The organism is Streptosporangium sp. NPDC006013 (assembly GCF_040614275.1).
GTDB lineage: Bacteria > Actinomycetota > Actinomycetes > Streptosporangiales > Streptosporangiaceae > Streptosporangium.
In genome coordinates this window covers 14,002-28,195 of record NZ_JBEXUE010000081.1, presented here as the reverse complement: position 1 = coordinate 28,195, position 14,194 = coordinate 14,002, and the positions used below count along the sequence as shown (strand labels likewise).

Sequence of the window (14,194 nt, the reverse complement as noted above, 5' to 3'; positions counted from 1 at the left end):
AGAGCGTGATGCGGCCCGGCCGGCCCGAGGGCCGGCCGGCGGCGCCGCCACCGCCGCGCGGTGAAACCGACCAGCGCGTCGGGGGACCGGCCCCGACGACGGCTGGTCGCGTCCGGGGCCGGCCCGAGTCCTAGGAGACGTCAGCCATGAAAATGCCCACAGTCAACGAGTGCCAGGTCGATGCGTGCGCCTACAACACGGACCACGTCTGCCACGCGTTGGCCATCACGGTCGGCAACAGTCATCACGCGGAGTGCGAGACCTTCTTCAAGGTCGACTTGAAGGGTGGCGACCCCGCCGCCACCGGCCGCGTCGGCGCCTGCAAGATGTCCGACTGCCAGCACAACGTCCAGTACGAATGTCAGGCTTCCGGCATCGTCGTCGGTTACGCGCAGAAGGACATCGACTGCCTCACGTACGCGCCGGCCTGACGGCGGGTGAGCCGTACGGCGACGGAACGGCGACCCCGGCCTCTTGGAATCCAAGCGCTTGTTTGGTAACACTGGCCCATGGCAGAAACCGCCGCCGACGTCTTCGCGCCCGCGAAGCTCGGGCCGATCACCCTGCGCAACCGCCTGATCAAGGCGGCCACCTTCGAGGGCATGACCCCCGAGGCGCTGGTCTCCGACGAGCTGATCGACTTTCACCGGCGGGTGGCCGCCGGAGGCGTCGGCATGACCACGGTGGCTTACTGCACGGTGGCACCGGAAGGCCGCACGCAGTGGCGGCAGATCTGGATGCGCTCGGAGGCCGTGCCCGGCCTGCGCCGCCTCGCCGAGGCGGTACACGCCGAGGGCGCCGCCGTCTCCGCGCAGATCGGCCACGCCGGCCCGGTGGCCAACCCCGCCTCCAACAGGCTCCCCGCGCTGGGCCCGTCCCGGCGGTTCAACTGGCTGGGCATGAGCATGACCCAGGCGACGACCGCCGCGGACATCGAGCGCATCGTCCGCGCGCACGCCGACGCGGCGCTCCTGGCGGAGGAGTCGGGCTTTGACGCCGTCGAGATCCACCTGGGGCACAACTACCTGGTCAGCTCCTTTCTCAGCCCCCGGCTCAACAACAGGACCGACGGCTACGGCGGCAGCCTGGCCAACCGGGCCCGGCTGGCGCGCGAGGTCGCCCTGGCCGTAAGGGAGGCCGTCGGCGGCCGGATCGCGATCCTGGCCAAGCTCAACATGGACGACGGGGTCAGCGGCGGCCTGACACCCGACGAGAGCCTCCAGGTCGCGACCTGGCTGGAGGCGGACGGCGGACTCGACGCCATCGAGCTGACGGTGGGCAGCTCGCTGCTCAACCCGATGTACCTGTTCAAGGGCGACGCCCCGATCCGTGACTTCGCCGCGGCCCTGCGGCAGCCGCAGCGGCTGGGGGTGCGGCTGCTGGGCGGCCGGTTCCTGCGCTCCTACCCCTACCGGGACGGCTACCTGCTCGACGACGCCCGCGCCTTCCGCGCCGCCCTGAGGATGCCGCTGGTGCTCCTCGGCGGCGTCACCAACCTGGCGACCATGGAACTGGCCCTGCGCGAGGGCTTCCAGTTCGCCGCCATGGGCCGGGCCCTGCTCATGGAGCCGGACCTGCCCAACCGGATCATGAAGAACCGGGCCGTCGAATCCCGGTGCATCCACTGCAACCGGTGCATGTCGACGATCTACTCCGGCACCCGCTGCGTGCTCACGGACTGACCGCCCTCGCTCTCAGCGGAGCCCGGCACGCCGGGCGGTGACCACGTCGACGACGGCCACGACCAGCGAGACCAGCACGAAGGCGATGGCGACCAGCAGCGAGTGCCGGAACGCCGTCGCGTAGTCGCCGCGGGAGGAGGCGACCTCGGCGAAGAACACCGAGCCGATCGCCGCGATGCCGACTGCCGTGCCGAGCCGCTGTCCCGTCTGGAGCACCCCGCCGGCGGTGCCGGCCATCGCGACCGGCACCTCCGACAGGGTCAGCGTCTGGTTGGGGGAGATCACCAGGCCGCTGCCCAGGCCGGCGAGGAGCAGCGGCAGCGCGATGGCCCAGGCCACGTGCTCGCCGGGGACCAGCCGCACGGCGAGCGCCGTGACGCCCAGCGCGGCCGCGACCAGCAGCAGCCCCGCCACCACCAGCGGCCGGCCCAGCCGGGTGACGGTCCGGCCGCCCAGCGTGGCGGCCACGGCCGACCCCGCCGCGAAGGGGGTGGTCGCCAGCCCTGCCTCCAGTGCCGAGTAGCCCAGGCCGTTCTGCAGGTAGAGGGTGAGAATGAAGAAGATCGCGCTGAAGCCGGCGAAGTAGAGCGTGCCGAGCAGGGCGCCGAGCGCGTACGAGCGTCTGCGGAACAGGAACAGGTCGACGACCGGCTGGCGCCGCCGCCCGTACCGGCGCTCCCAGGCCACGAAGGCGGCGAGCACGACGAGCCCGGCGAACAGCGTCGGCCACCTTTCCGCGCCCTGCCACTGCTGCCCCTCGACGAACGGCAGGAGCACCAGCACGACGCCGAGGGCGAGCAGTAGCACGCCCACCGGATCCATGCTCTCCCGGGGACGCCTTTCGCGCGCCGGAGGCCGGATGTAGCGGTACGCCAGGACCACGGCCAGGATGCCGATCGGCACGTTGACGTAGAAGACGAGGCGCCAGGCGTCGGGGCCGCCGCCGAGTTGGATGAGCGCCCCGCCGAGCAGCGGGCCGATCGCGGTCGAGAAGCCGATGACGGTGCCCAGCAACCCGAACGCCCGGCCCCGTTCCGCTCCCCGGAAGAGTTGCTGGATCAATCCGCTGACCTGCGGATTCAACACCCCGCCGGCCATCCCCTGGATGAGTCTCGCGATGACCAGCAACCTCGGGTCCCCGGCCATCCCGGCCGCCGCGCTGGACAGGGTGAACAGGACGACACCGAGGACGAACACGTTGCGCCGGCCGTGCATGTCGCCGAACCGCCCCGCGGGGATCAGCGCCAGCCCGAAGGTGAGCGCGTACCCCGACACCACCCACTGCAGGTCGCTCTGCGGGGCGTTCAGCCCGCTGCGGATGGCCGGCAGCGCCACGTTGACGATGCTGACGTCCAGCAGGGTCATGAAGCCGGCGACGAGGCAGACGGTCAGCGCCTTCCAGCGGCGCGGGTCGGCCCCCTCCTGCTCCTGGAGGGCCGTCGCCTCGCCGCTCATCCGGCCGCGCGGTGCGGGGGCCCGGCCGCCCGGTTCGCCGGTCCTCTCCTCCCGCCGCGTTCCAGGTCTTCGGGCGGTACGGGTGACCGGCTGAGGATCAGCATGCCGCCCCCGTTCTCCGTCTTCGGCTTTCAGCAGCCGATACGTACCCCTTTCGGATGTTCAAATCACAGTCCGGGTCCCGGCGAGTCGCCGGAGCCCGGACTGTGGTTCACCTTCGGAGCCGGAAGCCGCCCGGTGCTACGGGCAGGTCACCTCGCCGCTCTGCAGCGGGACGTTCACCGCGCTCCAGGCGGCCTTGACCGCGTTGACCTCGACGCAGCTGCCCGGGAAGAGCGCCTTGGCGGCGGCCACGGTGGCCTTGCGCGCCTTGGGGTGCGTCCACGGCGAGGTCTTGCTGTTCAGCCCGGCCTGGAAGATCTGACCGGCCTTCTGGATGCCGATGCCGGTCAGGGGGGACGGACCCGAGCAGACGGGGCTGGCCGGCTTGCCCACCGGGTTGGTGCCCTCGGCGAGCAGGTAGAACCAGTGGTTCTGCGGGCCCGCTCCCGCGTGCACCTCGTAGTTGAAGGGGGAGGTGTAGCAGTTGGGGTCGCCGAGCGCGCCGGGGTTGTACATGTTGCGGATCTCACCCGAGCCGACCAGGTTGACCTCCTCGCCCACCAGGTAGTCCGGCGGGTCGAGGCTGGCGGGCTGGTTGGCGTAGTGCTCGGTCAGCGCGCCGAAGATGTCGCCGGTCGACTCGTTCATGCCGCCGGCCTCGGCGGTGTTGGTCACGGTGGCCCCGGAGTACTGGAAGACGGCGTGGCCGTACTCGTGGCCGACCACGTCCATCGGGGTGGCCTGCCGGTTGTTGGCCTGGTTGCGCCCGAAGTTGGTGTAGCTGCCGGTCCAGTAGGCGTTGACGGCGCTCAGGCCGACCCGGGCCGGGAACGCGCCGCCGGAGCCGTTGAACCCGTTGCGGCCCAGCCAGTTGCGGAGCATGTTCCACTCCGTCTGCGCCGCGTACAGGGCGTCGACGCAGGCGGTCTCCAGGTTGGTGCCCGAGCCGGTGCCCCAGGCGTCGTCGGTCCCGGTGTAGGCGGTGCCGCCCTGCCCGCCGCAGCGCAGGCCGGGACGGGTGGTGTCGGTCATCGAGTACGAACTGCCGGAGCCGGAGGTCTGGATGGTCACCGGGTTGCCGTTGTAGTAGCTGTTGCCGGTCCCGGCGCGGACCTCGTCGTAGGAGTCGACGATCGACCCGTCGAGGGCGTCCACGAAGACGTGCAGGACGCTCGGGGTCTCGCCGTTGGCGCCGGTGACGACCACCTCCCAGGCCAGCCTGGGTGTGGTGGTGGCGGCGTGCACGAGCAGCCGGGGGGTGCTCACGCTCTCCACGGCGGACACCTGCGCGCGGGCGGTGGCGGTCGCCGCGGCGGCGTCCACCTTGCTCGTGACGTCGACCGTGATCCTGGACTGCTGGCCCGAGCTCACCGACCCGACCAGCTCTCCGGCCCGGTCGGTGGAGACGATCACTTCACCGCCGAACACCGGCAGACCCCGGTAGGTGCGCGCGTAGGTCAGGTACTGCAGACCCTGGGCGCCGGAGATGTTGGCGATCAGGGTGAACTTCTCGTTCTGCCCCTTGAGGAGGGCTTCCGACCTCATCGCGATGGTGGCGTTGGCCGTGGTCACGGCGCGGTTGCGCGCCTCCGCGTCCGGCGGTGAGTACGGCGGAGGGTCGGCGGAGACGGTGCGGGCGGTGATGTCCGCCGGTGCTGACGCGGCGCTCACCGCGGTGGGGGTGATCAGGGCGGTGACGGCCAGTACGGCCACGGCGCCCAGCTTGGTCTTCGGATTCACGGGGGGTGACTCCTCTCGGTGTCCCTGGGGGGGAAGAGGGATACAAGGAGCCCTAAGGGTCGGGGCTACCCCAAAGCTGACACCGAGCGAGGCAGACGAATACCTCACAAAATCCCATAACGCCGTGGTATGGGCGGCTTTCCGTACCGGGGGAGCCCCTGCCGTTACGGCTCACCGGTGCGGGTAAGGACGTCATGTTTTGGGGGTTCCTAGGCTGAATTGCCCTGATGTAGGGCGTTTTTTCGCCGGGCCGATCGGAGATCATCTAAGGTGGGCTTCGATCGTGTTGTTACGGGGTGTGCTTGTGAGGAGGCTCTGATGAGCGAGGAAATCACAGAGGTCGACACCGAGGTGTTGGCGCGAATCGACACCTCGATCCCACATTCGGCGCGGGTGTGGGACTACTGGCTTGGCGGTAAGGACAACTACGGTCCCGACCGCGCGGTCGGCGACGAGATCGTGAAGGTCATGCCGGATCTGCCGGTCAACGCGCGGGCCGAGCGGGAGTTCATCGGCCGGGTCGTGAGCCATCTGGCCGGTGAGGCGGGCATCGACCAGTTCCTGGACGTGGGCACCGGCATTCCGGCCGCGGACAACACCCACCAGGTCGCCCAGCGGGTCAACCCCAAGGCGCGGATCGTCTACGTCGACAACGACCCGATCGTGCTGGCCCACGCCAGGGCGTTGCTGCGCGGCACCCCCGATGGGGAGACCGCCTACATCGACGCCGACCTGCGCGATCCCGAGCCCATCCTGCGACAGGCCGCGCGGACGCTGGACCTCTCCCGGCCGGTCGCGCTGATGCTGATGGGCGTCCTGGAGTTCGTCCCCGATGGGGACCAGGCCCACAGCGCGGTGCGTACGCTGCTGGACGCGCTCCCCTCGGGCAGCTACCTGGCCATCGCGCACAGCGTGCACAGCCCGTCGATGGACGATGCCGCCGCCAAGTGGAACGCCAGCGCCGCCACCCCGCTCACCCTCCGCACCCGGCAGCAACTGGAGGAGTTCCTCGACGGGCTGGAGTTCCTGGAGCCCGGCGTGGTGTCGCTGCCCAAGTGGCGGCCCGAACCGCAGACCAGCTTCCGCGACCGCGACGTCTTCCAGTACGGCGGCGTGGGCCGCAAGCCGTAGGCACCTCGCCGTCCGCACGTCCTGACCCCACGTTCCGACCCGGAGTCCCGGATCGGCCCTGCCCCTCGCGGTGGACGGTGTGTCCGTCCTCGCGCCGCGGTTCACCTTGAATCCGCCGGGCACGGCGGGCCGTACGGAGAACGCCGCCTGGCACCCGAGTACCGTCGAAAGGCGACAGGCGCCTTGGGCCTGCCGGGCGGCAGGCCCTAGCATCCAGATGTGCAGAATGATGTTCTAAGGGCCGGGGTGGTCCCACGCGCCCTGCTGGCCGCCTTCTGGCTCTGTTCCGCGGTCCATCTGGTGCTGGTCGCCGCCGGCGAAGGCCCGATGAACTCGGTGACCAAGGCGCTGCTGATGCCGCTGCTCGCGGCCTGGGTGCTGGCGCGGCGGGGACCGCGCCTGCTGGTGGCGGCGCTCCTGCTCTCCTGGGGCGGTGACGTGGCCCTGGAGATCGACGGTCTCTTCCTCGCGGGCATGGCCCTGTTCGCCGGGGCGCACGTCTGTTACGTGACCTGGCTCGTCCGCGAGGGGGCGCTTCAGGTGCTGCGCCGCCGTCCGGCGATCCCGGTGGTCTACGGCGTCCTGTGGGCGGGCATGATCTTCGTCCTCTGGCCCGGTCTGGGCGACCTGCGCCTGCCGGTGGCCGTCTACTCGCTGCTGCTGACCGCCACCGCGGTGACCGCCGCCGGTCTCGGCCCGCGCATCGGGGCCGGAGGCGCCCTGTTCCTGCTCTCCGACGCGCTGATCGCGTTCGGCCTGGCGGACCTTCCCCGCCCGCCGATGACCGGCCTGGTGATCATGGCGACCTACGTCGCGGCCCAGTACCTCCTGGCCTCGGGCATCGTCGATCGCCTCCGTAGCTGAGGCGGTCACACCGCCGGCGGCGGATGTCCCCCTCCGCCGGAGGGGGACATCCGATCGGCCCGCTCCGGGGAGATCGTCACCGGCGGGGTGGCGAGCAGGTGCCGGGGCTCTCCGTGATCACCTTTTCATCTCCGACTCGGTGGCGAGCCTGATGTCGAACGTGACGTCCAGGTAGGGCCCGTCCATCCCGTACCGCTCGATCGAGGCCTGGTCCTCGCGCGGCTCGAAGGCGACGATGATCTCCGGCTTGACCGCGAAGGCGGCGTCGGAGTCCAGGTAGGGGTCGTCGTTGACGAACACGTGGGTGGTCAGCGTGTGATGCCCGGCCGCCTCGACGCGGATGTGAAGATGGCCGGGGCGCATGGGATGACGTCCCATGGCGCGGAGCATGTCGCCTGCCGGGCCGTCCATCGGTACGGGGTAGCTGGCGGGCTTCACGGTGCGGAACCAGTACTCGCCGTTCTCGTCGGCGGTGAACAGACCGCGCAGGTTGCCTTCGGGCTGCTCGGCGTCCTGGGTGTCGTAGTGGCCCTTGTCGTCGGCCTGCCACACGTCGAGGATCGCACCCGGCAGGCGGTTCCCGTGGCAGTCCTGCACGGTGCCATGGATCACGGCACTCTCGGCCCGGCCCCATTCGGGGCCCGCGGCGATGAGGTCGCCCAGCTCGCGCGGCGGGGCCACGGAGTGGAAGGGGCCCTCCACCGAGCTCGGCGTCATGTCGGCCGGTCCCTGGTTGTTCACGTCATCGACGAGCGTGGTCAGTCCCAGCATGTCCGAGAGCAGGACGAACTCCTGCCGGGTGGGCGTGCAGAACGAGCCGGTACGCGCGAGGAAGGCGAGTCCCGCCTCCCACTCGGCCGCCGTCGGCCGCACGTCCTCGACGAAGCCGTGCAGGTGACGGATGAGGCTCTCCATGACGGTCATCAATCGGGTGTCCGCCCCCTGGAGCTGGCCGACGACCTGCTCGGTCACGGGGTGGCTGCCGGCCGGGCCGTGCCCGGCGCTCACGGTCTCACTCATGCCCAGTCCTCTGCGCTCGCTGTGTTGATCACTGGAGTACGGGCGCCGCTCGACTTCCCGACCTCCACCTCGACCACGTCGCCGTCGTGCAGCAGCCACGGGGGTGTACGCGCGTAGCCGATCCCGGACGGGGGTCCGGTGGCGATGATGTCGCCGGGCCGGAGCGTGAACACGCGGCTGTTGAACGAGAGAGTCGTCCCTGCTGAGAAGATCATCTTATTGGTCGGGGAGACCGAGGGTATCCGGCTCGTCAAGGAGCCGGGAGAGGCGGGTCACTCCGCGGAGTTCTTCGGCCTGGACGGCGCCGGTGAGCAGGGCCGGACCGCGCCGGCCGGGCGGCTCGACGTCCTGGTCAACGATGCCGGCACCGGCCTGGGGGAGAGCGAACCCGGGGTGCTGCTCGCCCTGGCCGGGGTGAACGAGATCTCGTGCGTGATCGTGGGGCACGACCGTCGCGCCCGGGCCTCCCGTCCGAGGGGGACCGGCGTGCCGCACGAGGCACGCAGGGGGATGCGGCTCGCCGAGGACCCCGGCCTGCCAGTGGTCATGGTGATCGACACGCCGGGCGCGGCCGGCGCGGCACGTGTTGTCAGGCGCGCTCGGGCCGATCCGTGGCCCGAGGATGCGCCGGGCTCAGGTCACCGGTGGCATCAGGTCGTTTCAATCGCCTCCATGACCGCTCCCTCCTCGGTGCGGACCTGAAGGGTGATCTCCGGCGGCAGCCGCAGCGAGTTGTGCACGGCGCTGTGCTCGACGACGGTGGTGAACGATTCCCGAAGTCCTTCGGGAAGGCCGGGAGCGTCGACGACCAGATCGATTCGGGCGACCCGTGCCGGACGCAGTCCCAGATCGTAGTGGGCGGTCACGGTGACGCCGGCGGGCAGCTCACATCGGTGAAGGTAGTGTTCGGCGCGATGGGCGACGCAGGCCGCGAGACTCCCGACGAACAGCTCGACCGGGACGGGACCGGTGTCGCCTCCGCCGAAGTCCGTGGGCTGGTCGACACGGATGGTGTGGCGGCGTATCTGCACGTCAAAGCGGCCGCCGCCGTGCCAGGTGATCTTCATCGTGCCGTTCCGGTTCTGCTTCATGGGTGACTCCACGGGTGTGTTCAGGTTCTGTAGGTGGAGCACGTGGATCTCATCGCCATGGGATGGCCCCTGCGCGTCGACAGGGGAAGGGCGCGCACCGTCCGCGGATCGTGGCCGAGGCGGACGGTGCGGTCATGCCGATCCCGGTGGCCCGGGGCGAGGGGCCGTCACCATGAGGTGGGCCCGCCGACCTGGGCGATGTCCTCCGCGGTGACGGTGCGCAACCTTTCCGCCAGGTCGGCCAGCGCGCGGGCGACCGCGAGCTCGTCGCCGATCTCGGGGACCGACTGGTCGACCGGATTGCGACGCGCGTGACCGATCCCGGTCAGGTGGGTGTCGTCCTTGGTGGTCAGGAGTGCCCGGGCGGAGGTGTCATCGCCCTCTTCGGTGATGTAGATCTGCACGGTCCATTGCTTGGCTTCCATGAAAGGAACCTCCGATCGAACGGGTGTTCGCGGTGTCGTGCTCCCGAGTGTGCGGCGGGCCCGATCAGGTGCCGATCGCCCGGGATGGCCGGGCGGTCGCGCGGGTCATCCGACGGGTGTCGCGATCTCGGTGGTCATCGGGGTCCAGCGGTTCGCGAGCCGCTGGGCGAGAGCGGGCATGGTGGTGTACTCCAGCTCCGACAGTGGCAGCCGGTGCGGTTCGAACGGGCCGTGGCGGCGGAGGTAGTCCATGATCTCGCCGGCCTGGGCCCGTGCGCCGTCGAAGGCCGGATCGTCGAACATGTCGCGCGGGCCGATCAGCTTCCCGTCGTGGATCTGGAATCCCAGCGCGACCACGCGCGGCGGGCCGTCGAACCGGGACGGGTGCGCCTGCTGGACCGGGACCGGCAGGAACGGTGCGTGGTGCGAGCCGCGCATGCACCCTGCGACCGTGTACGGAAAGGCGAAGGGCTCCAGCGCCTCGCCGACCGCGGGCAGTCCGGACTGGCAGCGGACGATCATCACCGGGTCGTCCTTGCCGACGTACTTGCCGGCGATCAGGGACAGTCGCTGGGTGCTGGTCGCGGCCGCGGTCTCGCCCAGGGTCTTGGAACGGACACTGTGGATCACGTAACGGGCCGGGGCGCCGATGTACATCAGCATGTCGTACAGGTCGGCCGGGCAGTCGAAGACGATGCGCTTCTCCTCGTACAGGTCGTAGACCTCGAAGCCGAAGCCGTCGTGCATCTTTCCGTCGATGACCAGGCCCGCGGTGTTGAACGGGTCGGCGAACATCTTGTACAGCGGCAGGTTCCACGCGCCCGGCTCGGTCTTGTCGGCCAGGAAGCACAGCACCGGCTCCGACGGGCGCTCCTCGAACTCCAGTTCGGCATATCCGGGACCCATGCCCCGCAGGTTGCCGGAGAAGGCGTCCGACAGCAGGTCCTGGCCGGCGCCGTACAGGCCGAGTCCCTTGGCGATGTGGGTGGTGGCCTGGAAGGTGTCCCAGGCGAAGGAGTGGATGAGCCCCGCGTCGGCGCCGTAGGTGTGGGTCATGATGAGCGAGATGTCGTCGCCGCAGCTGGCGACCTGACCGTCGATGAGCAGTCCCGAGGCGGTCGCCCGGTCGATCTCGCGGCGGGCCTCGGCCATCATGTTCGGGTGCACCGCGGAGTGGCCGACGAACCCCCCGGTGTCGGCCTTGATGACACTCAAAGTGATCATGATGATCCCCCCGTGGGTTGTCCTGCTTCCACGTTGGTCAGGGGCCTTGTATATGGATAGGGCAGAAGGCCCCGGCCGGGCGGGACTTCCGTACCTGCTTGTGAGCGTGCTCTGGCGGCCCACGTCTTACGACATGGGCGCTCGCCTCAACGCTGGCTCCACGAGTGCCCGAGGTCTCCTCGCGGCTCCGGGTGACGTGACCGTGAGCACGATCAACACTCCAGGAAAGCAAAACCCTTGCCGACTATGACAAAGCTACGGATTAACCGCATCACTACCCTGAGTATATCAAATTATGACAGAAAGTACTCACGGCCGACCGGTGGGCGGAGGATCGCTGCGATCCGCGGGTCATGAGCGGACCCGCGTCATGTCGAGCGGGTCCGCCCGATCCGTCAGGACTTCTTCCGGGGCGTGGACTCGATCTGGATGTGCTTTTCCTGCTGTTTGGTGTCAGCGAGTTTGACGCTGACCTCCAGAACCCCCTTGTCGTAGGAAGCCTTGACGTCGTTCTCGTCCACGTCACTGGGCAGCGTGATCGACCGGGTGAAGGAGCCGTAGCGGAACTCCGTCCGCTGCTGGTCCCGCTGCTCGTCACGCCGCTCGGCGTGGATGGTCAGGAGGCCGTTGGACAGGGTGATGTCGACATCCTTGTCGGGGTCGATTCCCGGCAACTCGGCCCGCAGCACGTAGCGATCGTCCTTGACGTAGTCCTCGAACTTGATGGGGTGCACCGCCGTCGACTGCATGGCGGAGAGGGGCATGTCCAACCAGTTGAACAGCTCGGGGACGAGGCCTCGCCGCTCGCGGATCATCGGCATGCTCATGGTGTCCTCCTTGTCTACTGGGGTCTTCCCATACCTCCATCACACCACCGGGCAGGACTCGGGGGTAACAGCCAGAGGTCCCTAACACGTAGGTCTTTTGGCCGCCGTGCCCGACGCCGGAAAGCCGCCGACGTCGTTCGAACCGTGCATGGCCCTGTTCGGACTCACCAGCGCCGCGCTGTCCCCGTTGCGAGCCGGACTGATCGACCGCTATGGACCTCGCCGGGCGCTGCCACCGAAGTCCCCGGCCCTGCTGTCGGTGGCCACGGCGCTGGGACGGTCGCGGCGGCCCGCGGGGCTACCGGCCGGAGGTCTCCTCTCCGGTCCGGGGCGGGCGTGGTGCCCGAGGGGTCAGGCCGGTCCTGACCGGAAACCTCGGCCGGCATCGCCGGTAGGCGGTCAGGGGCGGGGCCAGGGACGGCCGGTGAGACGTTCGATATCGGTGTTGAACCGTTTGAGGCAGGCGGCGAAGGTGGCGACCTCCTCGGGCGTCCAGTCGCCCAGTAACTTCTCCATGCTGCGGACGGTCTCGTCGCGCTGGTGCTGGAGGCGGCGCTCGCCTTCGGCGCTGATGCGGAACTTGCGGGCGATTCCCCCGTCGGGGTCGGGGATGCGTTCGACCAGCCCGGCGCGGAGCATGGCCGAGGTCTGCCGGTTGAGGGTGGAGGGGTCCAGGCCGAACGCCTCGCTGAGCTGCCCGATGGACATCGGGCCGACGATCTGGATGCGGCTGAGCAGGACGTAGGCGCTGCGGTCCAGATGGTCGCCCTCGCGTTCGGCGCTGGACAGGGTCAGGTGGTAGTACCGCCCGAGCAGCATGGTCTCGTACTCGATCGAGTGTGTGGGCTTCTCCATGCTGGTCCCTCTCCAGACTTCCCCGCGTCCTGCTTCGCCGTACGGGTGCGCATCGGCAATCACTGTGTATCACCCCCATGTTATGCATTAAGCACATTATGTGTATCGTACACATCGCCTTATTCGTCCAGACAAGGGAGATCCACGTGGACGACTCCACGTCCACCACCCGCCCCGGCGGGATCGTCGGTGTGCTGGCGGTGGCCGGTATCGTCGCCTCACTCATGCAGACCCTGGTGGTGCCGCTGATCGGCGAGCTGCCACGCATGTTGCACACCAACGCGGCCAACGCCTCCTGGGTGATCACCATCACGCTGCTGGTGGGGGCGGTGGCCGTCCCGGTGATCGGGCGGCTCGGCGACCTGTACGGCAAGCGCCGCATGATGCTGGCCTGCTCGGTGCCGATCATCGCGGGCTGCGTGACCTGCGCGCTGGCCGACTCGGTGACCCAGATGATCATCGGGCGAGGTCTGCAGGGCATGGGCATGGGCATGATCCCGCTGGGCATCAGCGCGCTGCGGGACCTGCTGCCGTCCGAGCGGGTGGGCCCCGCGATCGCGCTGATGAGCTCGTCCATGGGCATCGGCGGAGCGCTCGGGATGCCGGTCGCGGCGGCGGTCGCCGAGTACGCGAGCTGGCGCGTACTGTTCTGGGGCGCGGCCGCGCTGAGCGTGCTGGTCGCCGGCCTGATCTGGCTGCTGGTGCCCGCCACGCCCGCCCGGACCACGGGACGCCTCGACGTCGTCGGCGCGCTCGGCCTGGGCATTGGCCTGGTCTGCCTGCTGCTGGGGGTTTCCAAGGGCGCGGACTGGGGCTGGGCGAGCGGAACCACCCTCGGGCTGTTCGCCGTCGCGCTGGTCGTCTTCGTGGTGTGGGGCTGGTGGGAACTGCGAGCCGGTGATCCACTGGTCGACCTGCGCGTCACCGCCCGGCGCCCGGTACTGCTGACCAACGTGGCCTCGATCGTGGTCGGATTCGCGATGTACGCCCAGGCGCTGATCGTGATCCAGATCCTGCAACTGCCCGAGGCCACCGGGTACGGCCTGGGCCAGTCGATGCTGGCCGCCGGCCTGTGGACGGCTCCGTCGGGCCTGATGATGATGGTGGTCTCGCCGCTGGGCGCACGGCTGTCGGCCGCTCGCGGCCCCAAGGTCACCCTGGTCACCGGCAGCCTGGTGATGGCGCTCGGGTACGGCTCCTCGATGGCCCTGCTCGGGACGACGTGGGGCCTGCTGGTCGTCACCTGCCTCTGCAGCATAGGCGTCGGGCTGGCCTACGGCGCGATGCCCGCCCTGATCATGGGCGCGGTTCCCCGGTCGGAAACCGCCGCGGCCAACAGCTTCAACTCACTGATGCGCTCCATCGGCACCTCGGTGTCAGCCGCGGTGATCGGTGTCGTCCTCACCCAGATGACCATGCGACTGGGCGGGCACACCCTGCCGTCCGAGAGCGGCTTCCGCACCGGTCTGCTGATCGGCTGCGGCGTCGCACTCGTCGCCGCGGCGATCGCCTCCGCGATCCCGGCGCGCCGGGCCGACTCCTCGGCCGAGGACGCCGTCACCGCCGAACCGGCGACCGTGTCCTGACGCCTCCACCGAGGATTCCGCCGTTCCGGCCTCGAACGCGCGGGTCGCCTTGAACGCCCGGATTCGCCGACCGGCGGCGCCCAGGGGTCCGGCCGGATGAGCCGACGTGCCTGGTCAGGACGTTCCTGTCAGCGGTGAGAAAAGCCTGTTGCGGACATGGTCAAGAAACTGCGAAGATCATCGCGATTTGTC

The 14,194-nt window shown here is 69.6% G+C and carries 15 protein-coding genes; 6 read left to right on the top strand and 9 right to left on the bottom strand.

The features are described 5' to 3' along the window. Positions 1-146: 146 nt before the first annotated feature. Both ABZ260_RS15355 and ABZ260_RS15350 read left to right on the top strand, forming a co-directional pair. Positions 147-431 carry a DUF1540 domain-containing protein gene (locus tag ABZ260_RS15355; RefSeq protein WP_355617164.1) on the top strand — a complete coding sequence of 95 codons (285 nt, stop codon included), beginning with the start codon at positions 147-149 and terminating at the stop codon, positions 429-431. Positions 432-509: 78 nt separating this feature from the next. After that, positions 510-1,682 carry an NADH:flavin oxidoreductase gene (locus ABZ260_RS15350; RefSeq protein ID WP_355617162.1) on the top strand — a complete coding sequence of 391 codons (1,173 nt, stop codon included), beginning with the start codon at positions 510-512 and terminating at the stop codon, positions 1,680-1,682. A gap of 12 nt (positions 1,683-1,694) precedes the next feature. Here the strand turns inward: ABZ260_RS15350 and ABZ260_RS15345 are convergent, their stop codons facing one another. Continuing rightward, positions 1,695-3,137 carry an MFS transporter gene (locus tag ABZ260_RS15345; RefSeq protein ID WP_355617160.1) on the bottom strand — a complete coding sequence of 481 codons (1,443 nt, stop codon included), beginning with the start codon at positions 3,135-3,137 and terminating at the stop codon, positions 1,695-1,697. Positions 3,138-3,377: 240 nt separating this feature from the next. Next, positions 3,378-4,979: a M4 family metallopeptidase gene (locus ABZ260_RS15340; protein WP_355617158.1), complete on the bottom strand. Its 1,602-nt coding sequence runs from the start codon at positions 4,977-4,979 to the stop codon at positions 3,378-3,380. 318 nt (positions 4,980-5,297) lie between these two features. Here ABZ260_RS15340 and ABZ260_RS15335 point away from each other — a divergent pair, with 318 nt between their 5' ends. Further along, a complete protein-coding gene (locus tag ABZ260_RS15335) occupies positions 5,298-6,110 on the top strand; it encodes an SAM-dependent methyltransferase (protein ID WP_355617156.1) in 813 nt (270 codons plus the stop codon). 219 nt (positions 6,111-6,329) lie between these two features. Next, a complete protein-coding gene (locus ABZ260_RS15330; protein WP_355617154.1) occupies positions 6,330-6,974 on the top strand; it encodes a lysoplasmalogenase in 645 nt (214 codons plus the stop codon). A gap of 117 nt (positions 6,975-7,091) precedes the next feature. On the opposite strand, the gene ABZ260_RS15325 is transcribed toward ABZ260_RS15330, so the two are convergent. Both ABZ260_RS15325 and ABZ260_RS15320 read right to left on the bottom strand, forming a co-directional pair. After that, a complete protein-coding gene (locus ABZ260_RS15325; protein ID WP_355617152.1) occupies positions 7,092-7,994 on the bottom strand; it encodes a dioxygenase in 903 nt (300 codons plus the stop codon). After that, positions 7,991-8,167 (bottom strand): fumarylacetoacetate hydrolase family protein, encoded by a 177-nt coding sequence (locus tag ABZ260_RS15320; RefSeq protein WP_355617150.1) that lies wholly within the window; start codon positions 8,165-8,167, stop codon positions 7,991-7,993. The genes ABZ260_RS15325 and ABZ260_RS15320 overlap by 4 nt, the downstream gene beginning before the upstream one ends. Before the next feature lie 46 nt (positions 8,168-8,213). On the opposite strand from ABZ260_RS15320, the gene ABZ260_RS15315 reads away from it, so the two are divergent. Beyond that, positions 8,214-8,696 carry a hypothetical protein gene (locus ABZ260_RS15315; protein ID WP_355617148.1) on the top strand — a complete coding sequence of 161 codons (483 nt, stop codon included), beginning with the start codon at positions 8,214-8,216 and terminating at the stop codon, positions 8,694-8,696. On the opposite strand, the gene ABZ260_RS15310 is transcribed toward ABZ260_RS15315, so the two are convergent. The 5 genes from ABZ260_RS15310 to ABZ260_RS15290 all read right to left on the bottom strand — a co-directional run bounded on the left by ABZ260_RS15310 (position 8,645) and on the right by ABZ260_RS15290 (position 12,416). Further along, a complete protein-coding gene (locus ABZ260_RS15310; protein WP_355617146.1) occupies positions 8,645-9,085 on the bottom strand; it encodes an OsmC family protein in 441 nt (146 codons plus the stop codon). The genes ABZ260_RS15315 and ABZ260_RS15310 overlap by 52 nt on opposite strands. Before the next feature lie 167 nt (positions 9,086-9,252). Next, positions 9,253-9,510: a DUF1876 domain-containing protein gene (locus ABZ260_RS15305; protein WP_355617144.1), complete on the bottom strand. Its 258-nt coding sequence runs from the start codon at positions 9,508-9,510 to the stop codon at positions 9,253-9,255. A gap of 105 nt (positions 9,511-9,615) precedes the next feature. Continuing rightward, entirely contained in the window at positions 9,616-10,734 is a 1,119-nt protein-coding gene (fbp, locus tag ABZ260_RS15300) for a fructose-1,6-bisphosphate aldolase/phosphatase (RefSeq protein ID WP_355617142.1), read from the bottom strand. A gap of 395 nt (positions 10,735-11,129) precedes the next feature. Continuing rightward, positions 11,130-11,561, bottom strand: a complete 432-nt coding sequence (locus ABZ260_RS15295) for an Hsp20/alpha crystallin family protein (protein WP_355617140.1) — start codon at positions 11,559-11,561, stop codon at positions 11,130-11,132. A 399-nt stretch (positions 11,562-11,960) separates the two neighbouring features. Then, positions 11,961-12,416 (bottom strand): MarR family transcriptional regulator, encoded by a 456-nt coding sequence (locus tag ABZ260_RS15290; protein ID WP_355617138.1) that lies wholly within the window; start codon positions 12,414-12,416, stop codon positions 11,961-11,963. A gap of 146 nt (positions 12,417-12,562) precedes the next feature. On the opposite strand from ABZ260_RS15290, the gene ABZ260_RS15285 reads away from it, so the two are divergent. After that, entirely contained in the window at positions 12,563-14,002 is a 1,440-nt protein-coding gene (locus ABZ260_RS15285) for an MFS transporter (RefSeq protein ID WP_355617136.1), read from the top strand. Positions 14,003-14,194: the final 192 nt, after the last annotated feature.